Genomic DNA, 23,200 nt, shown 5'->3' with positions numbered 1-23,200 from the left:
GCTCACGGTTCGACACCTCCGTCGGTGGCGGACTCGGCGCTCTCGTCGGCGGCCGAAGGACGTTCTGACTCGACTGTCTCGTCGGTCTCGTCGAGCGTGCGCCCGGCCATCAGCAGGCCGAGTTCCTGCTCGGTAACGGCGTCGGGGTCCACCACGTCCACGAACTCGCCCTCGTACATGACCGCGACGCGGTCCGAGAGCTTCCGAATCTCGTCGAGTTTGGAGGAGACGAACAGTATCGCCATCCCCTCGTCGCGCATGTCGAGCAGGCGCTCGTGGATGAACTCGATGCTCCCGATGTCCACCCCTCGGGTCGGGTGTGAGGCGACCACGAGGTCGGGTTCGTGTTCGAGTTCGCGACCGACAACGAACTTCTGCTGGTTGCCGCCCGACAGCGACGACGCCTCGGCGTCGGCGTTCGGCGGTTGCACGTCGTACTCCCGGACGATGTCCTCGGCGTGGTCCCGGACCGTCCGCCAGTCGATGAAACCACCGCTGGCGAACGGTTCGACGGTCTGGTTCCCGAGCAGCGCGTTCCTGACGAGGTCGTAGTCCTGCACCAGTCCTTCCTCCTGACGGTCCTCCGGGACGTAGGTGATACCGGACTCGATGCGACTGCGGCGACTCGTCTCCGTGATGTCGGACCCGTCGAAGGTGACGGTGCCGGACTCCACGTCGCGGAGGCCGGTCAGCGCCTCGACGAGTTCGGCCTGTCCGTTCCCCTCGACGCCCGCGACGCCGAACACCTCGCCCTCGCGGACGTCGAACTCCACGCCCCGAACCTGTTCGAGGTCGCGGTCGTCGCGGACCCGGAGGTCCTCGACCGAGAGCGCGACGCCGCCGGGCGAGGTGTCGCGCTCCGGGTAGTCGAACAGCACGTCCCGGCCGACCATCATTCGCGCGAGTTCCTCGCGGGAGGTCTCGGCCGCGGCCACGGTGCCGACCGCCCTCCCGTCGCGCAGGACGGTTATCTCGTCGGCGGCTTCGAGCGCCTCGTCCAGTTTGTGCGTGATGAAGATGAGCGACCGGCCGCGGTCGGTGAGTTCCGCCATCACGTCGAAGAGGCCCTCGACCTCCTGCGGCGTCAGCACCGCGGTCGGTTCGTCGAGGACCAGCACGTCGGCCCCGCGGTAGAGGCTCTTGACGATTTCCACGCGCTGCTGGACGCCGACGCCCAACTCCTCGACCCGGGAGTCGAGATACCGGTCCACGTCGAAGCCGTAAGTCGAACAGATGTCCTCGATGTCCGACCGAGCGCTCGACTCGTCCACCAGTCCGTTCGCGGACGGTTCGTGACCGAGGACGACGTTCTGGACGACCGTCATGGTGTCCACGAGTTGGAAGTGCTGGTGAATCATCCCGACGCCCGCGTCGATGGCGTCCCGCGGGGAGTCGAACTCCCGGCGCTCGCCGTCGACGAAGATGTCGCCCGCGTCGGGGGCGTAGAGACCGTAGAGGACGCTCATCAGCGTGGTCTTCCCGGCCCCGTTCTCGCCGACGAGCGCGTGGACGGTCCCGGGTTCGAGCGAGAAATCGACGGCGTCGTTCGCCACCACGTCGCCGAATCGCTTGGTGATACCGTCGAGTCGGACGGCTGGCATCCGTGTGTCGCTCATGGCCATGGTGTGTGATTTCGTATCATAAATAACGGCGAGGTGGTCGGGTCAGTTCTGACAGCCCGAGGCGCTGCACGGAACGGTGACGTCGCCGTTCACGATGGCCTGCTTGGACTTCTGGAGGTTCTGTTTCACCACGTCGGGGAGCTTCGGCCCGACGGCCTGCCCGAGGACCAGTTTGACGGCGTCCTCTTCGAGTCCGAGAACGTTCTGACCGTTCACTTGGTCCCAGTTGCCGTTCACGACGGCCGTCGCCACGTCCCTCGTCCCTTTGTTGATGAACTTGACTGCCGACCCCATGACGACGTCCTGATAGTCGGGGAGCGTCTTCGACTGGTCGGCGTCCACCCCGATGGCGAAGCGGTTCGCATCTTGTGCGGCCTGAAAGACGCCCTGACCGGCCGCCGCGGCGGCGTGGTAGACGATGTCCGCACCGGCGTCGTACTGGGAACTGGCGATGTTGTTCGCGGTCTGGGTGTCGGTGTAGTTGCCGATGTAACCGACCTTCACGCTGACGTCCTCGCTGACCCACTTGGCCCCCGCCCTGTAGGCGCGCTCGAAGGCGTTGATGAGCGCGCCGTCGACGCCGCCGACGAAACCCACGGTGGCGTTGTCCGGGTTCAGGGAGTTGCCCGCGTGAGACAGTTCGCGAGTCGTCATCGTGGCCGCGAGGACGCCCGCTTGGAACGACATCTCGTGGTTCGCCCACGTGTACCCGGCGACGTTCGGTTGGTCGACGTAGTCGTTGATGAGCATCCACTTCTGGTCGGGGTACTGGGAGGCGTTCGATTCGAGCGCCTGCGTGTGGTTGTACCCCACGAGCACGACGAGGTCGTAGTCCGGACTACTGCTCTCGGCGAGTCGCGACTGAACCGTCCGGTACTGAGACTGGTCGGTCTCCTCTACTTGCTGGATGTTGATGTTGGCGTTCTGTGCGGCGTTCCGAAGGCCTTCGAGGGCCAAGTCGTTGAACGCCTTGTCGCCGAACCCGGCGGGACTCGATATGATTGCGATGTTCGTCGGTTCGCCGCTCCCACCCGACTCGGTGGTGGTCGTGGTGGTGTCTCCCTCCTGTCCGCCGGTACAACCGGCGAGCGCCGCGCCGCCGACCAGAGCGACCCCCGACTTGAGGAGCGCGCGACGGTTCGGACCGGTCGCGGTCGATTTCTGGCTGTGCGTCGGTTCGGAGTCGTCGTCCGCGAGTATGTTACCCATGTCCATGCCTCTTCAAGAGCCATTTACTTGTACGAGGGTAAATAATTACCTTTTAAAATTGAACTATGCCGATGAGTGATAAACCGGGCAACCGGTTTCTTTCACTGTTTCCTCAGAGAACAGCGTTCGGACGCGCAGAAGGCGTCCCCCGGTCCTGTCCGCGGTAGTCACACCCGAGAAACCCACCTTTCAAGCCACCGCGCGACCAATCGCCGCCAACTACCCGATGAAGCATCTCCCGAAGCACCTTCGACCCAGATGGCGCTACCTCGCCGTCGGACTCGAAGCGTGGCCGGACGCCGACTTCGACCGCCGGGACTTCCAACGGAGCATCTGGTTCGCTGCCCAGAACCTGCTGGGCGACGTTGGGAGCGCCGACGCCGACCTCAAGGTCCTCCAGTTCGAGTTCGGGGAGGGCACCGGGGAAGCCATCGTTCGCGCCCGACACGGACACGCCGACGAGGCACGGGCCGCGCTTGCCTGCATCGACGAAGTGAAAAACGACCACGTCGGCGTTCGCGTCCGCGGTATAAGCGGTACGGTCCGTGCCTGTGAAGAAAAGTATTTAGGAGCAGACGGCCAATTTCCTGACGAGAGAAAAGTCGTGTTCGGGGACGCCCAGCGGTCGGCCGTCGAGCGAGACGGACTCCTCGACGTGCGAACCGACGGCGCGTTCGCGGGCGCGACGGAACTCGATTTCGAGTGATACTATGCAGGGACAAGCCCAACAGCAGGCCTACGACCGTGGGATTACCATCTTCTCCCCGGACGGACGGCTCTACCAAGTCGAATACGCCCGTGAGGCCGTCAAGCGCGGCACGGCGAGTATCGGTATCCGCACGGAAGGCGGCATCGTGCTCGCGGTGGACAAGCGCATCCGTTCGGAACTCATGGAGCGGACCAGTGTCGAGAAGATTCACAAGGCCGACGACCACATCGGCATCGCCTCCGCGGGCCACGTCGCCGACGCCCGCCAGCTAATCGACTTCGCCCGGAAGCAGACGCAGGTCAACCGCCTGCGCTACGGCGAACCCATCGGCGTCGAGACGCTGACCAAAGAGGTCACCGACCACATCCAGCAGTACACGCAGGTCGGTGGCGCGCGCCCGTTCGGCGTCGCGCTCATCATCGGCGGTATCGAGGACGGCGAACCGCGCCTCTACGAGACCGACCCCTCGGGGACGCCCTACGAGTGGAAGGCCCTCGCAGTCGGCGCGGACCGCGGCGAACTGCAGGAGTACCTCGAAGACAACTACGCCGAAGCGATGGACCTCGACGGCGGCATCGAACTCGCGCTCCGCGCGCTCGGGTCCGTCAACGACGAACTCACCCCCGAGGGCGTCGGCATCGCCACCGTGGACGCCGAAACCGAGCAGTTCATGGAACTCTCGAACGACGAGACCGAAGAGTACCTCGCCGAACTCGGCCTGCTCGGCGGCGAGGACGACGGCGAACCGGAAGAAGAAGAGGAGTAGTCGGCCCTTCTTTCCCGCGGTTTTCGACGACTCGGTAGTTACGTCTCCGCAGAACGTGTTCGCAGAGAGAACATCGTCGAGACTTTTCAGTAACTGAGATGTTCACTCACAGAAACGCCGTACTCGCAGAAAAACCGTACCGCAGGAACCCTCACACGTCGAGGACGCCGACGCGTTCGCCGCGGTAACCGAAGACGTTCTCGTAGCCGTACGGCGACATCAGGACCGGATGGAACGGTTCCTCGGCGACCAGTTCTCGCCCGTCGGCGGCGGCGAACGCCTCGCCCGCCGAGACGCGCTCGAAGTTCTCGGCGAACACCTCGTACTCGTCGGCCGCGTTCTTGGGCACTGGGCGGCCGAGGTCGAACACCTCGACCTCGCCGCGGTCCTCGCCCGCGACCGGTTCGGCGTCGGCCAGCGCGCCGGTCGCTTCGAGGAATCCGTGGACGAGTTCCACGGCGTTGTCGGCGGCCTCGTCGGACCCCTGCAAACCGCACTCGGCCTCGATAACGTGGGGGTATTCGATGAGTCTGCCGTCGCTCTCGGCCCCGGTTTCGACGACGACGGAGACGGGGAGGTACGGACAGACCGAGCGCGCGACCGCATCGACCGTATCGACCAGCGCGAACGGGTCGGCGTACGACTGGGTGGAGTGCAGCGACAGCGTGGTGCAGTCTCTCACCTCGCGTGCCAGCGCGTCGGCCAACCGTCGCTCGTGGGTGTCCGCGTCTGGGTCGCCCGGAAACGCACGGTTCAGGTCCTCCTCGACGTACCGGACGTCGCGTTCCAGCGCCGCCTCGTTCGCCACGACGAACTTGACGGGGCGCTCGACCGCGGGCGACTCGGCGAGAACTCGCTCGACGGCCCGGACGCCACACGGTTCGTCGCCGTGAATCCCGGCGACCACGGCAATCTCGGGCGTACCCTCGCCCAACTGCTCGATTCGCATCGGAGAAAAAGGGGCAACGCTACGTATTGAGGGTTTCGACTTTCAGTCGTCGGACGGTTCGCACAGCGCGCGCGTCGAGGATTCGAGCGCCCGGCCGACGTCGGTCAACGCCACGTAGTCGTCCTCTTGGTCGTACGCTACCAGACCCGTGTCCGCGAGTTTGGGGACGTGCGTGTGGTACAGCGAGAGGTAAACTCGCAACACGTCGTCCGGGTCCACGTTCGAGAGCGGTTCGCCGCGCTCGGCGACCGTCACCTCGTCGGCGAGGTCCGGTAACGAGAGGTCGTCGTGTCGCAGGAGTTTGAGATAGGCGGTCCGGCGGCGGAAGTCGGCCAGCAACTCGAACAGCGTGTCGAGCGAGACCGGTCGGTCGGCCGACTCGAACGCGGCGATACTCTCGACCATCGCCGCGTACCGGGAGTCGAGACAACTCCGGACGAGTCCGCGGTCGGTCTCGTACGCCACCAGTCCCGCGTCGTCGAGTTTCGGTAGTACGGTGTGGTGGAGGCGGGCCGTCAGTCGCGTCTCGGCGTCGCCGGTCGCGTCGTCGCTCTCGGTCCTCTCGATAAGTCGCGCAGCGAGGTCCGTCACGAGGAACGTCTCGTCGTCGCTCTCGGCGAGTCGCCGAAGCAGGTCCCGACACTCCCGATCCGCGAGCGCGGCGAACGTGGCGTCGAGTGAAACGCCGCGCTCGGGACCGCACGGTTCGTCGGCCGTGTCGTCGGGGTGGGTGTCGGTCGTAGTCATGTCGTGACCTCCAGTGGGGTGTCGCGTGCGCTGTCGAAGACCACTCTGACTACACCATCGACGGGGAAGCAATATAAGTTGTCGATTCGAATTGACTGCCTGTCGGAACCGAGACGGGAGTGAAATCGGGCGACAGAGGCACCGAGAGCCGTAAATAGAGCGTCTACGAGAGACCCGGCCGTCGTTCACTCCAAGGACTCTGCGTAGGCGAAGTCCGAGTCGTCTGCGGTCGGGGTTCGCCCGTCGAGTTCTATCTGCCACCCCTCCAGCGCCGAGGGGTCGTCGAGCGCTCGCGTCGTCGTTTCGCGCACGTCCAGTACGTTCACGCCGTAGTAGTCCCGGGGAACGCCGTGGAGGTACTGGAGCGCGGTGTCGAACAGCGACCGCATCCCGCCGTCGTCCTCGAAGTCGAAGTGCTTGTACGCGCCCGCCGCGACCTGCACCATCCCGTGGCAGAACTTCGACTCGGTGGTGCCGCTCCCGTAGTTGTACCACGCGTCCTCGAAGCAGTCGTGCGACTCGTGGAACTCACCGGCGTTGAACAGACGCACGCCGTGGGCCGTCGCCCGCCGGAGCGTGTCGTGCCGCCAGTGGCCCTCCGCCGGAAGCCACCCCGTCGGACTTCCCGTTCTGGGCGGTCCGACCGACTCGTCGCGAGTGTGTTCGTCCATGTCGGCTACGTGGGCCCGTAGCCGGGTAACGTCGTCGGACGGTTGGTCAGCAGAGCGGAGAGTAGCGGAAGCCGACGCCACACAGGTCGAGGAAGGCCGAGACCGAAGTGGGACGGAACAATTGAAAGTTTACTTACGAAAGTGATATTTAAGTCCGATTTCTACGCCCCGATAATGAGTTTCGTGGCGGAGTTTTCGGTCCGCTACCCGATACTGCGCGAGGCGAGAGCGTGCGTGCCCGGCATAGAACTGGAGACCGAGGACGTTCGACAGACGCCCGACGGCCGCCAGCGGTTCGTCTTCTGGGCGAGCGGCGACGACTTCGAGGCGTTCGAGTCGGGCGTCGAAGCGGACGCGACCGCCACGGAGTACAGCGTACTCGGGGACTCCGGGGAACGGCGACTCTACCGCGTGACCCTCTCGGAGTCCGCCGGCGAGCGGACGACCCACTCGGTCGCCGCGAAACACGACATCGTGTTCCTCGACGTGACCGCCGACAGCGAGGAGACTCGAATTCGTGCCCGCGTTCCGGACAGAGACGCGCTGTTCGCCTTTCGAGACGCCTGTCGGGAGCGGGACCTCGCGTTCCGACTCGTCGGCATCTACGACGGAGGCGGGGAGACCGCCGACGGACGGCAGTACGACGTCACCGCCTCCCAACGGGAAGCACTCGTCCACGCGCTGGACGCCGGATACTTCGACGTGCCGCGCCGGACGACGCTGTCGGAACTGGCCGACGACCTCGGTATCTCCGACCAAGCGCTGTCGGCGCGACTCCGGCGCGGGCAGACGGGTCTCGTCCGAAGCACTCTCGACGGGCCGAGCGACACTTAAATCGTTGGCCATTCAACGTGGGCGGATTCACGTGTCGTCGTTCATCTGCCGGTATGGGAGAGCGCGAGGACTCGGTTGGCGTCTCGACCGACGAACTCCGGTATCGGGCCGACCCCGGCGAGACCGCGAGCGAAGCGGTGGTCTCGGCTATCACGGCAGTCGTTCGCGACACCGAGTTCGAGCGAACCGACGACGTGACGTCCCTGCCGCCGCTCTACGACGCCGTGGACGCGGACGCGCTGAACCAACTGTTCGACCCGCCGTGGAACGACGGGGACGCCGACATCTCTATTACGTTCGTCTACGCGGACTACCGCGTACACATCGACGACACCGGACTGGTGGTCGTCACGGACGGCGGTGACAGCCACTGACTCCGCAACGACCGGCCTCGGGTCCGCGGCGACCGACTCCGAGTTCGCGACGACCCCAACAGATACGCCGGTAGCGAACGAACGAACAGTCGTGTCCGTCGTCCACGACTACCACGTCCACTCGAACTACTCGGACGGTACGCAGATGCCGCGGATGCTCGACGCCGCCGCCGACGCTGGACTTCGTGCGGTCGGGTTCGCCGACCACTGCAACGTCGCCGAACGCGAAGGTCTCCAGCGCGAGAAGCGCGAGTACGGCATCAACCTCGACCGGACCTACCCGCTCCGGCGGGAGGCCATCGAGTCGCTCCGCGAGCAGTACGACCTCCGAATCTTCGACGCGGTGGAACTCGACTACGACCCCCGCGACGAGGGCGACATCGTCTCGTTTCTGGACGAAGCCGACTTCGACTACGCCGTCGGGAGCGTCCACCGCGTGGCGGGGACGAACGTCCAGCGGAGCGCGCCCTTCGCGGACCTCTCTGAGCGCGAGCGCCGGGCGTTCGTCGACGACTACTACGAGCGACTCGCCGACCTCGTCGAGTCGGAACTGTTCGCCGTCGCGGCCCACGTGGACCTCCCCGAGCGAACGCCCGAACTCCGAGGGTACACCACCGCGGACCACCACGAACTCGTCGCCGACGCCTTCCGCGGGTCGCGGACGGTCCCCGAACTCAACGCCGGGCGAGTCCTCCGGGACTACGGCGAGTACCACCCCGCGCCCGACTTCCGGGCGGCGCTCCGGGAGCGCGGCGTGGCGTTCGTCGCGGGGTCGGACTCGCACGCGCCCGACGAGATTCGGAACCGGAAGCGAGCGTTCGAGGACCACTTCGCCGAGCGCGAAGCGGAACCAGTTCAGTTGTTCGACTGACCTCGCTCGGCCGTCGGTCGCTCGAAAACTGCTGATGCGGTGATTCCGTCACTCGTCTTCTACTGGATGCGAACTGGCTTCCAGAACGTCGAGCGCACGCTCGAACGCCGTTTCGCTGGTTTCGAACTCCCCCTCGTGGTTCCACTCGTCGTCGCCGCCGGTCGTGTACACGTCGAAGTTCCCGCCGCGGTACTCGTGGCTCTCGACGTAGAGTTCGCGCTCGACGCCGCCGCCGTCGTCCACCAGCAGCCAGATGCCGAGTTCCTTGCCGCCTTCGAGGTCCCGCCGTCGTTCCCAGTGCATCGAGTCACGGTCACGAGTCGCACGCAGTTAGCTCTTGACGCGAATCGGAGTCCCGGCCGTCGAGCGCGCGAGCTTTCTAAAACGAAATCAGGACCGTGGACGCTCTATCGGTGACGATAGGGGGGAGCGTATCGACTCCCGAGTCAGTGTCCCGTCAGAAGTGTTGCGAGGGCCCGCGTGGGCCGTCAGTTTTGCGAGGGAAGAACGCTCCGAAGCGGTCTTCCTGCATCTTTGACGTGGCAAAGCCACGCTATGCGATGCGAGGGAAGGGATTCGAACCCTTGGACCCCTACGGGAGCGGATCTTGAGTCCGCCGCCGTTGGCCAGGCTTGGCTACCCTCGCACGCGGTCGGTCTCCGTTCGGGTCTCGGCCTGGCGTTTTCTCCTAAAGAGGTAGGTATATAAACCTCCTACGGTGTCGGACTCGGCGTCGCGGACGGTCGGACAGCGAGGTCGGACCGGATTCCGAGTTCTGGTGGGACGCTACAGTAGGCGTACCGTAACTGCGTTTCACCGTTCGTCGGCGTGACCCACAGACCTCGTTTGAGGAGGGCCCACACACCGGGTACTCCGTCGTAGGGAGCGTATAACGATAGGCGAACCTGTCTACTGTCGTTCACATGGACGTCACGTATCTCGAATCTGCCGCCGTCCTCGTCGAGGACGAACACACCAAAATCCTGTGCGACCCGTGGCTCGTGGACGGGGCCTACTACGGGTCGTGGGCGCACTACCCCGACCCCGATTTCGAACCGGAGGACTTCGACGACGTGGATTACATCTACATCTCCCACATCCACCCGGACCACTTCGACCCCGCGACGCTGGAGCGAATGGACTCGGACATCCCGGTCCTCGTCCACGACTATCGGTGGGACTACCTCACGAACGCCATCGAGGACCTCGGGTTCGAGGTGACAGAACTCCCCCACGGCGAGCGCACCCACCTCGGCGACGGCATGCACATCAACGTCCTCGCGGCCGACGGCTGTGACCCGGAACTCTGCGGTAACTTCTTCGGCTGTTCGTGGTACGACGAGAAGGCCGACGAGACCGGGTCCACGCAGGTCGATTCGATGGCGGTCATCGACAACGGCGAGTTCACGCTGGTCAACACCAACGACTGTCCCTACCCGATCGCCGAGTCGAGTTGCCGGAAGATAAAGCGCGACTACGGCGACATCGACATGCTGTGTCACCAGTACAGCGCGGCCCAGTTCTATCCGCAGGCCGTGACCAACTACGACCACGAGGAGAAGATTCGGGAGCGCGACCGGGTGATTCGGGAGAAACACGAGTTGGCGCTCAACTTCCTCCACCTCTTCGAACCGGACTACTACATGCCCTTCGCTGGCGAGTACGTGCTGGCGGGCGACCTCGCGCACCTGAACGAGTACACCGCGAACCCGCCACGGGAGAAGGCCAAGGCGTTCTTCGAGGCCCACGCCCCAGACGACTCGGAGTGCGTCTTCCTCAACTCGGGCGAACACGTCAGCCTCGCGTCCGGCGAGAAGTCCGCCGAGTTCGAACCCGTGGACCAGCAGGCCAAGCGCGAGTACATCGAAGAGGTGCTGGCCGAGCGCGAGTTCGACTACGAGGCCGACCCGGTACCGACGCTCGGGGAACTGCTGTCGTACGTGCCCTACGCCTACCGGAATCTGGAGGACAAGCGCGAGCAGATCGGTTTCACCAGCGATACCACGGTCCTCCTCCCGCTGGTCGGAGACGTGTGCCTCGAACTCTCGATGGACGGGGGCGGCTACCGCTTCGTCGCGGACGCCGACACCGACGACTACGACGGGTGGGTGAAACTCGACGTGGACCCGCGCCTGCTGAAGCGCCTGTTCGAGGGACCCCACAGCGCCTACTGGGCCGACGCCAAAATCGGCTCCCACGTTGGCATCAGCAAGGAACCCGACGTCTACGAGCGCGGTCTCTACAACTGCCTCGGGTCGTTCCACGCCCACGGCTACGACGTGGAACCGGCCGACTCGATTCGGGTCCGCGACGGGCACGAGTCCGGGACGGAGGCGGCCGACGCGACGCCCGGCGACGGGACCTCGGCCGCGAGCGACGGAGGGTCGGCGACCTGCGCCGATTGCGGCGCGTCGCTGAACATCGACTCGGACCGCCACGTTCGACACTCCCGGTCGGACGCCGACGGGCGGACCGCCAACGACGGCGGAGCGGTGGTGTTCTGCATCGACTGCGGCGTGGCGAAACTCAACGACGACGTAGCGCCGGGCGGCGAGGTAGCGGGCGACTGGGCCAGCGACCGGGAGGCGGCGGAGTAGGGAGTCCGCGCCCCGTCGTCGCCGACTCGACGCAGAGACGACGAACCGACAACACTTTTCCCGGGACGGCCGACCAACCGATATGACCGACAACGCCGACGAGCGCCTCGCCGTGGCGAAGCGCGCCGCACGCGAGGGGAGCGAAGTCGCCGCCGAGAGTTTCCGTCAGGGCATCGACGTGGAGACCAAGTCCGGCAAGACCGACGTGGTGACCGAGGCCGACCGCCGGACGCAGCGCCGCGTCATCGAGGTCATCCGCGAGGAGTACCCCGACGACGCCATCGTCGGCGAGGAGGAGGACGAGTTGAAGGAGGTGCCCGAGGAGGGCGACGCGTGGGTCATCGACCCCATCGACGGGACGAACAACTACGTCCGGTCGATTCCGGTCTGGACGACCAGCGTCGCGGCGGTGCGTGACGGCGGCCCCGTCGCGGCGGTCAACGACTGTCCCGCGCTCGACGACACGTTCGTCGCGGGGGCCGACGGCGTCCGACGCGACGGCGAGGCGGTGTCGGTCAGCGAGCGGACCGACCCCGAGACGTTCGCCGTCGCACCGACCTTCTGGTGGGACTTCGACCGCCGGGACGAGTACGCCGAGGTCTGCCGGGAACTCGTCGAGCGGTTCGCCGACATCCGGCGGTTCGGGTCGGCGCAGGTCACGCTCGGGATGGTCGCTGCCGGGTCGCTGGAAGGCGCGGTGACGAACGTGGACCCGAACCCGTGGGACACCGTTGCAGGCGTCCACATGGTCCGGCAGGCAGGCGGCACCGTGACCGACCGCCACGGCGACCCGTGGCGACACGACTCCGAGAGCCTCGTCGCCTCGAACGGGGAGGCACACGAGCAGTTCCTCGGCGCGCTCGAAACCGTCGCCTGAGGCAGAAGTGTATAATTAATTACCATAAACCCCGAGGCTCTGACGGAAAGAATTCTAAGGATATTTAGTCTGAAAGAATCTGATGTAGAGTATGGAACTCGATGATACCGACCGCGAAATCTTAGAAGCGTTACAAGAAGACGCGAGAACGCCGTTCAGCGAAATCGCGCGCCGCATCGACATGTCGAGCGCGACCGTCCACGACCGCGTGAATCGGATGGAGGACGCGGGCGTCATCGAGGGGTACCACGCGAAGGTTGACCCGAAGGCGCTCGACTACGGTATCTCGGCGGTCGTCGGTCTGCAGGTCGAGCAGGGCCAAGAGCAGGACACCCTCGGACGACTCGAAGACGTCCCGGGCGTGCAGGAGGTCCACCTCACGACCGGGTCGTGGGACGTGCTGATGCGGGTGTACGCGCAGGACGCCGACCGCCTCCGCGAACTCATGTTCGACAACATCGCGCAGATGGACGGGTTCGCCCGGTCCCAGACCATGGTCATCTTGGGCACGCCCTACGAGACCGAGGAACTGCCCATCGACGGGAGCGAGGTCTGAGTCGAGCGACCGACTGCGCGAGACCGTGAACTCAAACGACGCGAGACCGGAACCGTAAAACAGCCCGGTTCCGCTGTGAGACACATGGGCACCGCAACCGAGAGTATGGACACGGAACGCCTCTGGGGCGGGACGGTCGCGGCGCTGTTCGTCGCGCTTGTCGGCGGCGCACTCGTCTTCCCGGAGCGCGTCTACTACGGATTCGTCTGGCACTACTTCTGGGGGCCGGTCGTCGCAGACGCCAAGAGCGCCCAGTGTGCGGTCTACGCGGACGGTTCGGTGTCGTTCCTCACCGACGCGGCGGCGTGTCGGGCCGCGGCCGAACCGGTCGCCTACCCCGGGTACACGCTGGTCTCGGAGGTCGGCTACGCGCTCACGATGCTGCTGGCGCTGCTGGGCGTGGTCTTCCTGCTCCGTCGAATCGACGTGGGGCGGGACCGCGGCCTGTTCTACGCGCTGTTCCCCTACATGCTGTTCGGCGGGGCGCTTCGCGTCCTCGAAGACGCCTTCGACGGCCTGTCGGCCGCCGACGCCGCCATCTCGTTCCCGTGGAACACCCTCATCATCAGCCCGGTCATCTACTTCACGATGTTCGCCATCACGCTGGCCGCCCTGCTCGCGAGCGTCTGGCTCCGGGACTCGGGCGCGACCGAGAGCTACTACTACTCGCTGGCGGGCGTCGGCACCGGCCTGCTCGCGGCGACGGTCGGCTATCTGAGCGTCCTCGCGTTCACCACCGACAACGTGAGCCTCCACCCGCAGATAACGGCCGTCGTCCTCGTCGGTGCGACTCTCGTCACGTGGCTCACGTGGGAGGCCGTCGAGCGTTACGCGCCCGAGGTCAACCGCGGAACCGGCCAGATGGGTCTGGTCGTCATCTGGGCGCACGCCGTGGACGGCGTGGCCAACGTCGTCGGCATCGACTGGGCGAAGGAACTCGGTCTTCCGGCCGACCTCGTGCCGAAACACCCCGTCAACCGCGCGCTCATCGGCGTCGGCGAGCAGTTCCCCGAACCGGTCATCCAACTCGTCGGCACCGCGTGGCCCTTCCTCGTGGTGAAAATCGTGGCCGCGGTGTTCGTCGTCTGGGTGTTCGACGAGCAGATATTCGAGGAGAGTCCGCGCTACGCCATCTTGCTGCTCGTGGCCATCGTCGCGGTCGGTCTCGGTCCGGGCACCCGCGACATGCTCCGGGCGACGTTCGGCATCTGAGACCCTGCGCTACCCCCTGTTTTTCCGCCGTCTACGTCTCCAGTTGCTCCAGCGCGGTCTCGGGGAAGTATCGACCGCCGCAGTCGGGACACTCCGCCACCTCCAGCGAGTCCGGCGCGCCGAACCCGAGCGCCTCGGCGGGGACCTCTCGACGAGTCAGCGACGTTCCGCAGTTCGCACAGTCGAGTTCGTACTCCGAAGTCATCGACTCACCCCCGAGTAGTCGAGCGGTATAAATACCGTCATACGTTAGCACGTACGACGAGCCGCGGCATAAAACCTTGCCTGCGTAACCATTCGGAACTGTGAATCTCAGGCCCTCAGCGTCCGCGAAAGCGCAGTCTCCGCGCCGGAGGTCGTAACGCAGGAGACGAACGCGATGGTCCCCAGTTTGCCGCCCGCCCCGGCGAAGGCGGCCGCAACCGCGACGAAGACGAGTCCGCAGACGGCCCCGGCGAGCGCGACCCGACCCTCGCCGCCGAGTCGGTCCGTCGAAGACATCCCGACGAACGACGCGCAGAACGCGGCCGCCGCCAGCGTCTCCCCCGGCCAGAACGGGACCGCCGGGAGAACGAGACCGGCCAGTAGTCCCACGAGCGCGGACCCGACGACTGCACCCATGTCGAGGCGGACGCTCAGGACGACGGCCCCGACGGCGCCGACGACCGCGACCGGAACGACGAGGGCGGCGCTGGTCCACCGGAACGGCCCGGCGGCGGCGTAGGTGGCGTCGGTCACCACCGCGGTCGTCGCGCACCCGAACAGCGCCAGCGTCCCCAACTTGCCGCCGAACCCGGCGAACGCGCGTTCGGCGGCGACGAACGCGACTCCCGAGAGCAGGCCCGCCAGCGCGAGGTGGCCGACCGACGGAAACAGGGTGGGCGAGGCCATGCCCACGAACGACCCGCAGTAGGCCGGAACCGCGATTTCGGTGGCGAAGACACCGGCGAGCAGGCCGACGAGCGCGGACCCGACGACCGGACCGAGTCCGGCGCGGACGCTCAGGACGTAGGTGACGACCGCCGCGACGACGACCGCGAGCGCGTCCAGCAGGTCCTCACGTTCCGGTTCGTACGACCCCGGCGCTTCGAGCGCGTGTTCTCGCTCGGCGACCACCGCGACGCCCCCGGTGAGGAGTAGTCCGACTTCGAGACCGGCGACGGGGGCCGAGAGACCGGTGGCGAGCAGTCCGCGGGCGAGCAACGCGCCAGGCGTGAGCAACAGTACGGCGTAGCCTGCCAGACGAGTCGGCGAGTACACGCCTCCCCGTAGTCCGGCGACCGCTGTAGTGGGTTACGGTTTCGGGTCTGATTGCCGCGAGGACCGGAGGGGGAGAAGAGAAGCGAGCAGAGGGGATAGGGAGAGAGCGAAAAGAGAGGGAGTCCGCCGACGGTCGGACGCTCAGGGGTAGGGATGGAGGTCGCGGTCGGGACGGAACTCGAAGCCCATCTCCGCGGGGACCGTCCGTGCGCGCTCGCCGAAGAAACTCTCGCCGGTGAACAGCGGTTGTGCCTCGGGGACCAGCACGCGGACCGCCTCGAACCCTAACTGCTCGACGTCTCGAGTGGTCAGACGCGCGGCGTAGGCCGACAGGTCGGCGTCGGCGAGGCGGTCGAGGACGGCGTCGAGTTCGGCCGCGCCCGCGGGACAGTCCGACGGGCCGACGCTCGCGCTGGGAATCGCGGTGTCGGCCGCGACGAACTCGCGGGCCGCCTCCGGGAAGTCGGCGTACCGGCCGATGGCGCCGTCGGCGTCGGCCGCGTCCTCCTCGCCCATCGACCGGAGTTCCATCCAGTTCTGGAGCGCCTCGGCCAGCGCGCTCCCGGCCGCGGCGTCCGGGTCGAGGTCGGCGTCGGACCCGACCGCGAACCGCGGCCACTCGCCGTCCCGATGCACCGCCGCGGCGACTACCGGCACGTCCACGTCCTGCGTGACCAGCAGCGCCGTCACGTCGAGGTTCTCCGCGCGGGCGCGCGACCGGAGCGTCTCGAACTGCTCGCTCTCGACGGCGAGTTCCAGCGGGTCGAACGTGGAGTACCACGCCAGCATCGTGGCGTCGCGCTCCAGCACCTCGTAGAGACCCGACAACAGGGCCTCGACGGTCGAACTACCGAGGCCCAGTCCGGTCGTGATGGAGGGCTTGTGCCGGACCTCCGGCGGCGGGAAGTGGACGAACTCGGCCGGGAGGCGCGTCGGGTCGCCCGTCCGGAGGTTCTCGCCGTCGACCCACGCGATGCTGTCGTCGGCCGCGGGGTCCGACCACCCGTCGGGGCCGACGAACGCCGCCGGACCGACCGCCGAGTTGAGGTCGGCCGGGCGCGCACTCTCGAACGCCGCGGTCCGGTAGACGCCCGCGGCGTAGCGTTCGAGCGCCTCGCCGAGCGCCTTCATCAGCGCCTCGTTCCAGTCGTCGGAGACTCCAGCGGCCCGCTCGGCGGCCTGTGCGTCGCTGAACCCCGTCGTGTCTGCGAGTTCCGCGAGATAGTACGGCGTCGGGAACGACTCGGCCTCGCCGATGGAGGAGACGACGCCGACGCGCTCGTCCACGGCCTGCTCGGCCCGCGAGAGGGCGTCCTCCAGTTCGGTCTCGACGTACTCGCGGTCGATGGCGGAGTCGCTCTCCGGCGTCTCGCCGCAGACGTCGCAACCCGGAACGGGGAGGAGGGTTCGCTCGGCGTGAGGAACCTCCACGACGCCGCCGAGGGCGGCGGACTCGCCGCCGGAGAGCAAGGTCGCGGTCTCGCGTCCGGCGAGCGCACCCGCGAAGCGCGCGCTGGCCGCAGGAATTTCGACCCCGCTTCCGTCTCCGCCACTACGCTCGGTCGCGTCGCCGCGGTTCGCCGCGACTCGCGTCCGCAGACACTGCCAGCAGGCGGTCGCCGGTGCGAACCCGGAGACCGCGGCGTCCACGTCAGGCGTCGCGCGTCCGCCGACGCCACCGAGTTCGACCGCGAGCCACGGCGTTCGGGCGTCGCGGGCCGCGCGGTTCGCCGCGGCGAACTCGTCACCACCGGTCGCGCCGACGACGACGGCGAAGTCGGCGGCCGCGATGCGCTCCGGGTCGCACTCGACTGTCTCGGCCCGCACGTCGGCGAGTGCGGCCGTCACGGCGTCAGTTGCCGGACCCGTACCGACGAGTCCGACGGTCGGTGTACTCATACCGGGACGGTCGCAGTCGGCCGGGAAAAACGCGATGCTATCGCTCGGCGGCTATCGCGCGGAAAATAAGTCGATTCGGGCCGTCAGTGAAGCAGGCTCTGGGCCGCGCTCGCGAGCTGGTCGGTCTCGGCGTTGCGCAGGTCGTCGTTGGCCAACTTCAGGCGCAGGCGCGGACGACCCACGTCGATGGGGACCTTCTCGGTGCCGATGAGACCCATGTCTTCGAGCTTGGTCTTCGTGCGCGAGAACGTCGCCTTGCTGGCGATGCCGACGTCTTCGCCCCACTTGCTGATGTCGTAGAGCAGGGCCTCGTTCTTCGCGGCCACGAGCAGGCTGATGGTCACTTCGTCGAGTCCGTTGCCGTCGCCACGGGCGGTCTCCATCGAGGACAGCACCTCGTCGAAGTCCTGCTGGGCCTCGGGGCTGATCTCCTCGCCGAGCGTGTCGCGGACGCGCGAGAGCGGCGGCGTGCGCAACGAGAACTCGTCGGCCGACTCGAACTGCGCGGAGTAGGAGTCGTACGCCTCCGCGACGAACTCGTCGTCGTCGGAGGTCAGACCGCCCACGCGGTCGTCGGCAGTCACGAGCGCGATGACGACTTCGTCGGTGACGAGCAGGGAGTTGCTCGGCACCTCGTCGGTCGTGCGCAGCGACAGCGACCCGGCGTCGATGAGGTCGGCCGCGTTACTGGCGACGATGAAGTCTTCCATCACGTCTTTCAGGGTCCCCGACTGCGCGAGCATGCGCAGTTCGGGCAGGTCGCCCTCGTACGCGGTGGCGACGTTGATTAGCTCCTCGATGGCGCTTCGCGACGGATTGACCACGAGCAGCGTGTCCGGTGCTTCGTCGATAACCGTCCGAAGGATTTCGGCGATTTCTTGGTCGAGTAAATTCGATTCGGTCTCCATGTACCGACAAACGTTTTACCCCTACTTAATTTTAACGTTAATAACGGGGGGAAATCACGGATTATACGAAGGTATTTGGTTGTCAGTCATACAATTCTAATCGAACGCCGTAACAGGTTTCGATTTTCCGCCTTCTCGGCCGATTGTTCGTGACCATCCTGGTCAAATCCGCGACGAGACGGCGATTCCACACCGACGCGACGGATTCCTTACACGATAGAGTAGGTTTAACGCCATATTTCCCGTGTTACTCGTGCGGTACTTACAGGTGAAAGATGCGAAACAATCAAGTAGTGTGGCTAAGTAACAAGAAACACGCCATGCAAGGCAAAATTCGACAGTGGCTCGTTGACAATCCGAGAGCGATGGACGCCGCGTTCACCCTCGCCGTCGGGGGAGCGGTGCTTTCAGGCGAACTGACGACGCAAGCGGCTGGCGGAGCAGCGGCCGGACCCTAACTGAGAACGTCTTTCATTTCTTCGGACCAGTACAGTTCACCGTCGTAGAGCACCGGTGACTCCGCACGGTCGAGGAACATCAAGAGGTCGTCCTCGTTCATCGTCAGGTGGACCTTCGTGCCCTGGAGATGATACTCTGTGTAATTTTCGTGGTATATCTGGCAGACGGTGCCGTTCGTGTCCGCAGGTCTGTGTTCAGTGATCAGGTCGAACTTCCCGTCGTCTCTCTGGTCGATGGTGAGGAAGATGGGATATCGGTTCTCGGTCTGGGTGAGAACGTGCGTGCCGTCGCCGACGACGGCGTAGTCTTTCCCCATCATGATGCGCCGACGCGCGAACCGGAGGGCCAAGTCGATGCTGAAGCCGTTTATCAGCAGTCGAGCGAACGCGACGCCGACCTTGGCCGCTTGCTTGTTGAGGACTTTGGTGAACGTCACCGCTCCGGCCACGCTCCCCTTCTTGACCAAGTCCCGGCCCTCGTAGTACGACCCGCAGGCGTTCAGGAAGAACGTCTGGACGCTACTGTCTTCGAGGGTGGAGACGGCTAAATTGCCGTTGGTACAGCGCAGGCCGTCCTCTTCGCAGTGACCGATGTAGTGAACGAAGTCGTGGGACGACTCCAGTACCGCCGCGAGTTCGGCCTTCGTGAGGTGTTCGTGGACGGTCACGTCGATGGGGAGTTCCTCCGCGCGCTCCTCGTAAATCTCGGCGACCTCCTCGTGTTCGTCGACCATCTCCTCGTCGTTCAGGATGAGGGTCACGTCGATGTCACCGTCGTCGCTGTCGTTGAGGTACTCGAACTTGTTCTCGTACGCCTCCGGAACCGCCTTGAACACGTCTATCGGAACGCCGTCCGCTAACCAGCCGTTGACCTGTCCCTCGTGGAGGACGGGGTCGCGCCTGTCGACCGATTGGACCGGTCCGGGACCTCGCCTGAACGTGTCCGCAGTGGCCTTCGGCGGGTGGGCCTGCGGGTCGCCCGCACGATAGAAGTCGTCGATGGACTTGTTCAACAGTTGGTCCTTTTCGAGGTCGGTCGATTCCGGCAGGTAGACGAGACTGAGGTCGTCGAGGTAGTACGGCAGACAGGTGGCGTTCTCCGAGCGCGGTTCGACGTGCATTGCCAGATGCCACTCGGGCAACTCGCCGTCTATCCGCTCGTACGCGACGTCGAAGTACCCGGTCAGTTGCTCGGCGGGCGTGCGCTCGTACAGTTTCCCCGCGTCGACGTCGATTTCTTCGAGTAAGGACGTCTCCGCGACGTTCCAACTGTACTGGCCAGCGGTCCTCACGAGGCAGTCGAGGAAGAAGACGCGTCGCAGCGTCTCGGCGACCTCGTGTTGGAACTCGGGGAGCAGCGCGAACTCGTGTTCGAAGCCCGTCTCGGGGGCGCGTAGAATCGGGAACTGCCGGTCCGCAACCGTCACCTCGGCCTGTAGATAGTACGCGAGCGGAGCCACGACGAGGACGTACTCCAAGCGGTCGGGAACTACTATCTCGATACCCGTATCGAATCGCTCCTCGGACACCGGGTCCGGGATGTCGGTCTCGGACCCGAGTTCGATTCGCGGCGGATGACCTCGGAGCGTGGGGTAGGACTTGTCCGCGCCGGTCGTCTTGTGGGACGACGAGGAGTACGTAACCGCGGTCGCCACGCCCTCGGGAGTCGGGGGTACCGTAATCGTGTCGACGGGTTCGTCGTGGTGACTCCGGAATCCGAAGGTCACGAGCGTCGGTTCCGGGAACGAGATGGACATCTCGGTGTAATCGTCGTTCTTCCATATCGTCGCCGGTCCGGAGAACCGGACGTAGGTCTTGATGTTGAGCGTGACGTTGAGCAGGTACTCGCCGCTCGGGAGGTCGAGTGATTCGGCGTCCCCGCCGTGTTTGTACTCCTCGCCCGACTCTAACTCCGTCGCTTTCACCAGTGCAGGTGGCAATCGAAGCTCCGACACGCGGCCCGAAACGGTGCCGTCGAGCGGCCGCTGGATGTCGTAACCGCTCTCGACCGTCTCCCACGCGTCGGTGTCGATGGACACCTCCGTCTTCGTACGGTCGAACACTCGTAACCCAGAATTCGTCTCCTCCCACTCGATCATGTCGGCGTTGTACAACGTGTCTCACCGGGACTTTATATTTTTGTCGCCCGGAGTCTTCCCCGCGAAAGGTAAGCTTATACTCCGGGACGCACCGATTTTTTGTATGAAGTACGACCGCGTCCGCGGAGTTGACCCCGAAGTCGCAGACGCCCTCGAAGCCGAGGTAGAGCGCCAGCGCGACACGCTCGCGATGATAGCCAGCGAGAACCACGTGAGCGAGGCCGTGATGGAGGCCCAGGGGAGCGCCCTCACCAACAAGTACGCCGAGGGGTATCCGGGGGCGCGCTACTACGCGGGGTGCGAACACGCCGACACCATCGAATCGCTCGCCGTCGAGCGCGCGAAGGAACTCTGGGGGGCCGAGTACGTGAACGTCCAACCCCACAGCGGGTCGCAGGCGAACATGGGCGTCTACCTCGCTATGCTCGACCCCGGCGACAAGATACTCTCGCTGGACCTGACCCACGGCGGCCACCTCAGTCACGGCCACCCGGCCAACTTCGCCGGACAGGTGTACGAGGTCGAGCAGTACGAGGTGGACGCCGAGACGGGGTACATCGACTACGACGCCCTCCGCGAACACGCCGAGGAGTTCGACCCCGACATCATCGTCTCGGGGTACTCGGCGTACCCCCGCGAAGTCGAGTGGGAGACGATTCAGGAGGCGGCCGACGCCGTGGACGCGTACCACATGGCCGACATCGCCCACATCACGGGACTCGTCGCCGCCGGAGTCCACTCCTCGCCCGTCGGCATCGCCGACTTCGTGACGGGGTCGACCCACAAGACGATTCGCGCCGGACGGGGCGGCATCATCATGAGCGACGAGGAGTACGCCGACGACATCGACTCGGCCGTCTTCCCCGGCGCGCAGGGCGGCCCCCTCATGCACAACATCGCGGGCAAGGCCGTCGGGTTCGGCGAGGCGCTCGAACCCGAGTTCGACGAGTACGCCGAACAGACCGTCGAGAACGCGAGGGCGCTGGGTGAGTCCCTCTCGGAACACGGGTTCAGTCTCGTCTCCGGCGGGACCGACAACCACCTCGTGCTGGTGGACCTCCGGGAGTCACATCCCGACGTCACGGGCGGCGACGCCGAGGAAGCCCTCGAAGACGTCGGTATCGTCCTCAACGGCAACACCGTCCCGGGCGAGACCCGGTCGGCGTTCAATCCCAGCGGCATCCGCGCGGGCACGCCCGCGCTCACGACCCGCGGGTTCGACGAGGAGGACTGCCGGTACGTCGGCGACCTCATCGCGCGCGTCATCGACAATCTGGGCGACGAGGACGTGAAGGCCGAAGTCGCCGAGGACGTGCAGGAACTCTGCGACGCGAACCCCCTGTACGAGTGAACCGAGCTTCGCCGCCGCGGTAATCGGAAATTAACGCAGTTATTGTCTCTTTTCTTACCACGTTTCCAGCTGAGACTTCCGACTGAATTTCGGACGCTGGAAGTCTTCGAAAACGCGACTGTACATCCGCGAAAGCGAAACGCGACTCCGCAGGCCGTTTGGTGCACACACGTGCATTAAATGGCGGAGTTGGGGCAGAAAATACGCACGTATCCGAGGGTTGAAGGGGTTCGGCGTCGGACGTTCGGGCAATGACGGAGCTAATCGACGGGAACGCCGTCGCCGAGCAGATTCGGACCGACTTGCAGGACAGCATCGAGACGCTGGCCGACGCCGGGGTCCGACCGGGTCTGGCCACCGTGCTGATGAGCGACGACCCCGCCAGCGAGACGTACGTCTCGATGAAACAGCGCGACTGCGAGGAGGTCGGCATCGAGGGCATCCACGTCGAAATCGACGAGGACGCGCCCGCGCAGGAACTCTACGACACCATCGACGACCTCAACGCCGACCCCGAGGTCCACGGCATCCTCGTCCAGATGCCGGTCGTCGAGCAGGTGGACAAACGCCGCGTCCTCCGGAGCGTGGACCCCGAGAAGGACGTTGACGGCTTCCACCCCGAGAACGTCGGGCGACTCGTCGCCGGAGACGCCCGGTTCAAACCGTGTACCCCCCACGGGATTCAGAAACTGCTCGAACACCACGGCGTCGAGACCGAGGGCGCGGAGGCCGTCGTGGTCGGGCGCTCGGACATCGTCGGCAAACCGATGGCCAACCTGTTCGTCCAGAAGGAACCGCTCGGTAACGCCACCACGACGGTCTGTCACTCCCGGACGGCGGACCTCGCGGCACACACCCGCGAGGCGGACATCGTCGTCGCGGCAGCGGGCGTCCCCGAGATGATAGACGGCGAGATGCTGAAGGAGGGCGCGACGGTAATCGACGTGGGCATCAATCGCGTGGACGCAGACACCGAGAAGGGCTACGAACTCGTCGGCGACGTGGACTTCGAGTCGGCGAAGGAGACGGCGGGCGCTATCACGCCCGTCCCCGGCGGCGTCGGTCCGATGACCCGCGCGATGCTGCTCTACAACACGGTGAAGGCGGCCGGAGCGCAACAGGGCGTGGACGTCGAACTGCCCTGACTCCGGGACGAATCAACAATATTCTACCTACTACGGAGTTGCTGGCCGACCCGAGTGCGACTGACGCGAACGAAACGGTGCCAAAC

General features: G+C 65.7%; 22 protein-coding genes, 1 tRNA gene and 1 pseudogene. 12 read left to right on the top strand and 12 right to left on the bottom strand.

Annotated features, from left to right (window positions below; all coding sequences use genetic code 11):
• Positions 1–2: 2 nt before the first annotated feature.
• Together NGM06_RS03155 and NGM06_RS03150 are read right to left on the bottom strand one after the other, a co-directional pair.
• On the bottom strand, positions 3–1,616 hold the full coding sequence (locus NGM06_RS03155) for an ABC transporter ATP-binding protein (RefSeq protein WP_254268901.1): 1,614 nt from the start codon (positions 1,614–1,616) through the stop codon (positions 3–5).
• A gap of 48 nt (positions 1,617–1,664) precedes the next feature.
• A complete protein-coding gene (locus NGM06_RS03150) occupies positions 1,665–2,831 on the bottom strand; it encodes a BMP family lipoprotein (RefSeq protein WP_254268900.1) in 1,167 nt (388 codons plus the stop codon).
• Between the two features lie 226 nt (positions 2,832–3,057).
• Here NGM06_RS03150 and NGM06_RS03145 point away from each other — a divergent pair, with 226 nt between their 5' ends.
• Both NGM06_RS03145 and psmA read left to right on the top strand, forming a co-directional pair.
• A complete protein-coding gene (locus NGM06_RS03145; protein WP_254268899.1) occupies positions 3,058–3,537 on the top strand; it encodes an Rpp14/Pop5 family protein in 480 nt (159 codons plus the stop codon).
• Positions 3,538–3,541: 4 nt separating this feature from the next.
• Entirely contained in the window at positions 3,542–4,306 is a 765-nt protein-coding gene (gene psmA, locus NGM06_RS03140; protein WP_163520474.1) for an archaeal proteasome endopeptidase complex subunit alpha, read from the top strand.
• Between the two features lie 151 nt (positions 4,307–4,457).
• On the opposite strand, the gene NGM06_RS03135 is transcribed toward psmA, so the two are convergent.
• The 3 genes from NGM06_RS03135 to NGM06_RS03125 form a co-directional block, all read right to left on the bottom strand.
• A complete protein-coding gene (locus NGM06_RS03135; protein WP_254268898.1) occupies positions 4,458–5,255 on the bottom strand; it encodes a M14 family metallopeptidase in 798 nt (265 codons plus the stop codon).
• A 42-nt stretch (positions 5,256–5,297) separates the two neighbouring features.
• Positions 5,298–6,002, bottom strand: a complete 705-nt coding sequence (locus tag NGM06_RS03130; protein ID WP_254268897.1) for a DUF7344 domain-containing protein — start codon at positions 6,000–6,002, stop codon at positions 5,298–5,300.
• A gap of 185 nt (positions 6,003–6,187) precedes the next feature.
• Complete coding sequence (locus tag NGM06_RS03125; protein ID WP_254268896.1) at positions 6,188–6,673, bottom strand: DUF309 domain-containing protein; 486 nt, start codon at positions 6,671–6,673, stop codon at positions 6,188–6,190.
• 174 nt (positions 6,674–6,847) lie between these two features.
• On the opposite strand from NGM06_RS03125, the gene NGM06_RS03120 reads away from it, so the two are divergent.
• The 3 genes from NGM06_RS03120 to NGM06_RS03110 all read left to right on the top strand — a co-directional run bounded on the left by NGM06_RS03120 (position 6,848) and on the right by NGM06_RS03110 (position 8,752).
• On the top strand, positions 6,848–7,507 hold the full coding sequence (locus NGM06_RS03120; RefSeq protein WP_254268895.1) for a helix-turn-helix domain-containing protein: 660 nt from the start codon (positions 6,848–6,850) through the stop codon (positions 7,505–7,507).
• Positions 7,508–7,560: 53 nt separating this feature from the next.
• Positions 7,561–7,881, top strand: a complete 321-nt coding sequence (locus tag NGM06_RS03115) for a HalOD1 output domain-containing protein (RefSeq protein WP_254268894.1) — start codon at positions 7,561–7,563, stop codon at positions 7,879–7,881.
• Positions 7,882–7,972: 91 nt separating this feature from the next.
• Entirely contained in the window at positions 7,973–8,752 is a 780-nt protein-coding gene (locus NGM06_RS03110) for a PHP domain-containing protein (protein ID WP_254268893.1), read from the top strand.
• A 48-nt stretch (positions 8,753–8,800) separates the two neighbouring features.
• On the opposite strand, the gene NGM06_RS03105 is transcribed toward NGM06_RS03110, so the two are convergent.
• The gene (locus tag NGM06_RS03105; protein WP_254268892.1) at positions 8,801–9,055 is read right to left on the bottom strand and encodes a hypothetical protein; all 255 of its coding nucleotides are present in this window, start codon (positions 9,053–9,055) and stop codon (positions 8,801–8,803) included.
• Positions 9,056–9,313: 258 nt separating this feature from the next.
• Positions 9,314–9,398, bottom strand: a tRNA-Leu gene (locus NGM06_RS03100).
• Positions 9,399–9,675: 277 nt separating this feature from the next.
• Between NGM06_RS03100 and NGM06_RS03095 the strand changes: the two are divergent.
• The 4 genes and pseudogenes from NGM06_RS03095 to NGM06_RS03080 form a co-directional block, all read left to right on the top strand.
• Positions 9,676–11,034 (top strand): annotated as a pseudogene (locus tag NGM06_RS03095) (MBL fold metallo-hydrolase); the annotation flags it as partial.
• Positions 11,035–11,431: 397 nt separating this feature from the next.
• Positions 11,432–12,226: an inositol monophosphatase family protein gene (locus tag NGM06_RS03090; RefSeq protein ID WP_254268890.1), complete on the top strand. Its 795-nt coding sequence runs from the start codon at positions 11,432–11,434 to the stop codon at positions 12,224–12,226.
• Positions 12,227–12,317: 91 nt separating this feature from the next.
• A complete protein-coding gene (locus tag NGM06_RS03085) occupies positions 12,318–12,782 on the top strand; it encodes an Lrp/AsnC family transcriptional regulator (protein WP_254268889.1) in 465 nt (154 codons plus the stop codon).
• Positions 12,783–12,866: 84 nt separating this feature from the next.
• Positions 12,867–13,994, top strand: a complete 1,128-nt coding sequence (locus tag NGM06_RS03080) for a DUF63 family protein (protein ID WP_254268888.1) — start codon at positions 12,867–12,869, stop codon at positions 13,992–13,994.
• Between the two features lie 31 nt (positions 13,995–14,025).
• On the opposite strand, the gene NGM06_RS03075 is transcribed toward NGM06_RS03080, so the two are convergent.
• The 4 genes from NGM06_RS03075 to tbsP all read right to left on the bottom strand — a co-directional run bounded on the left by NGM06_RS03075 (position 14,026) and on the right by tbsP (position 18,061).
• Positions 14,026–14,199: a zf-TFIIB domain-containing protein gene (locus tag NGM06_RS03075; RefSeq protein WP_254268887.1), complete on the bottom strand. Its 174-nt coding sequence runs from the start codon at positions 14,197–14,199 to the stop codon at positions 14,026–14,028.
• A gap of 107 nt (positions 14,200–14,306) precedes the next feature.
• A complete protein-coding gene (locus tag NGM06_RS03070) occupies positions 14,307–15,254 on the bottom strand; it encodes a hypothetical protein (RefSeq protein WP_254268886.1) in 948 nt (315 codons plus the stop codon).
• Positions 15,255–15,395: 141 nt separating this feature from the next.
• A complete protein-coding gene (locus NGM06_RS03065; RefSeq protein ID WP_254268885.1) occupies positions 15,396–17,153 on the bottom strand; it encodes a YcaO-like family protein in 1,758 nt (585 codons plus the stop codon).
• A gap of 83 nt (positions 17,154–17,236) precedes the next feature.
• Positions 17,237–18,061 carry a transcriptional regulator TbsP gene (gene tbsP / locus NGM06_RS03060; RefSeq protein WP_254268884.1) on the bottom strand — a complete coding sequence of 275 codons (825 nt, stop codon included), beginning with the start codon at positions 18,059–18,061 and terminating at the stop codon, positions 17,237–17,239.
• Positions 18,062–18,381: 320 nt separating this feature from the next.
• Between tbsP and NGM06_RS03055 the strand changes: the two genes are divergently transcribed.
• On the top strand, positions 18,382–18,519 hold the full coding sequence (locus tag NGM06_RS03055) for a hypothetical protein (RefSeq protein ID WP_254268883.1): 138 nt from the start codon (positions 18,382–18,384) through the stop codon (positions 18,517–18,519).
• On the opposite strand, the gene NGM06_RS03050 is transcribed toward NGM06_RS03055, so the two are convergent.
• Positions 18,516–20,582: a hypothetical protein gene (locus NGM06_RS03050; protein ID WP_254268882.1), complete on the bottom strand. Its 2,067-nt coding sequence runs from the start codon at positions 20,580–20,582 to the stop codon at positions 18,516–18,518. The two genes, NGM06_RS03055 and NGM06_RS03050, sit on opposite strands and share 4 nt — an antisense overlap.
• A 139-nt stretch (positions 20,583–20,721) precedes the next feature.
• Here NGM06_RS03050 and glyA point away from each other — a divergent pair, with 139 nt between their 5' ends.
• Together glyA and NGM06_RS03040 are read left to right on the top strand one after the other, a co-directional pair.
• Entirely contained in the window at positions 20,722–21,969 is a 1,248-nt protein-coding gene (gene glyA, locus NGM06_RS03045; protein ID WP_254268881.1) for a serine hydroxymethyltransferase, read from the top strand.
• 251 nt (positions 21,970–22,220) lie between these two features.
• Positions 22,221–23,114: a bifunctional methylenetetrahydrofolate dehydrogenase/methenyltetrahydrofolate cyclohydrolase gene (locus tag NGM06_RS03040; protein ID WP_254268880.1), complete on the top strand. Its 894-nt coding sequence runs from the start codon at positions 22,221–22,223 to the stop codon at positions 23,112–23,114.
• The last annotated feature ends 86 nt before the right edge of the window (positions 23,115–23,200 follow it).

This window comes from Halorussus aquaticus (genome assembly GCF_024218795.1).
Classification (GTDB): domain Archaea; phylum Halobacteriota; class Halobacteria; order Halobacteriales; family Haladaptataceae; genus Halorussus; species Halorussus aquaticus.
The sequence above is the reverse complement of the archived record's forward strand: the minus strand, read 5'-3'. Positions and strand labels throughout refer to the sequence as shown.

Excerpts from the sequence above, each read along its gene's own strand:
- NGM06_RS03155 (WP_254268901.1), bottom strand. The coding sequence starts at position 1,616 with ATGAGCGACACACGGATGCCAGCCGTCCGACTCGACGGTATCACCAAG.
- NGM06_RS03150 (WP_254268900.1), bottom strand. The coding sequence starts at position 2,831 with ATGGGTAACATACTCGCGGACGACGACTCCGAACCGACGCACAGCCAG.
- NGM06_RS03145 (WP_254268899.1), top strand. The coding sequence starts at position 3,058 with ATGAAGCATCTCCCGAAGCACCTTCGACCCAGATGGCGCTACCTCGCC.
- psmA (WP_163520474.1), top strand. The coding sequence starts at position 3,542 with ATGCAGGGACAAGCCCAACAGCAGGCCTACGACCGTGGGATTACCATC.
- NGM06_RS03135 (WP_254268898.1), bottom strand. The coding sequence starts at position 5,255 with ATGCGAATCGAGCAGTTGGGCGAGGGTACGCCCGAGATTGCCGTGGTC.
- NGM06_RS03130 (WP_254268897.1), bottom strand. The coding sequence starts at position 6,002 with ATGACTACGACCGACACCCACCCCGACGACACGGCCGACGAACCGTGC.
- NGM06_RS03125 (WP_254268896.1), bottom strand. The coding sequence starts at position 6,673 with ATGGACGAACACACTCGCGACGAGTCGGTCGGACCGCCCAGAACGGGA.
- NGM06_RS03120 (WP_254268895.1), top strand. The coding sequence starts at position 6,848 with ATGAGTTTCGTGGCGGAGTTTTCGGTCCGCTACCCGATACTGCGCGAG.
- NGM06_RS03115 (WP_254268894.1), top strand. The coding sequence starts at position 7,561 with ATGGGAGAGCGCGAGGACTCGGTTGGCGTCTCGACCGACGAACTCCGG.
- NGM06_RS03105 (WP_254268892.1), bottom strand. The coding sequence starts at position 9,055 with ATGCACTGGGAACGACGGCGGGACCTCGAAGGCGGCAAGGAACTCGGC.
- NGM06_RS03090 (WP_254268890.1), top strand. The coding sequence starts at position 11,432 with ATGACCGACAACGCCGACGAGCGCCTCGCCGTGGCGAAGCGCGCCGCA.
- NGM06_RS03085 (WP_254268889.1), top strand. The coding sequence starts at position 12,318 with ATGGAACTCGATGATACCGACCGCGAAATCTTAGAAGCGTTACAAGAA.
- NGM06_RS03080 (WP_254268888.1), top strand. The coding sequence starts at position 12,867 with ATGGGCACCGCAACCGAGAGTATGGACACGGAACGCCTCTGGGGCGGG.
- NGM06_RS03075 (WP_254268887.1), bottom strand. The coding sequence starts at position 14,199 with ATGACTTCGGAGTACGAACTCGACTGTGCGAACTGCGGAACGTCGCTG.
- NGM06_RS03065 (WP_254268885.1), bottom strand. The coding sequence starts at position 17,153 with ATGAGTACACCGACCGTCGGACTCGTCGGTACGGGTCCGGCAACTGAC.
- tbsP (WP_254268884.1), bottom strand. The coding sequence starts at position 18,061 with ATGGAGACCGAATCGAATTTACTCGACCAAGAAATCGCCGAAATCCTT.
- NGM06_RS03055 (WP_254268883.1), top strand. The coding sequence starts at position 18,382 with ATGCAAGGCAAAATTCGACAGTGGCTCGTTGACAATCCGAGAGCGATG.
- glyA (WP_254268881.1), top strand. The coding sequence starts at position 20,722 with ATGAAGTACGACCGCGTCCGCGGAGTTGACCCCGAAGTCGCAGACGCC.
- NGM06_RS03040 (WP_254268880.1), top strand. The coding sequence starts at position 22,221 with ATGACGGAGCTAATCGACGGGAACGCCGTCGCCGAGCAGATTCGGACC.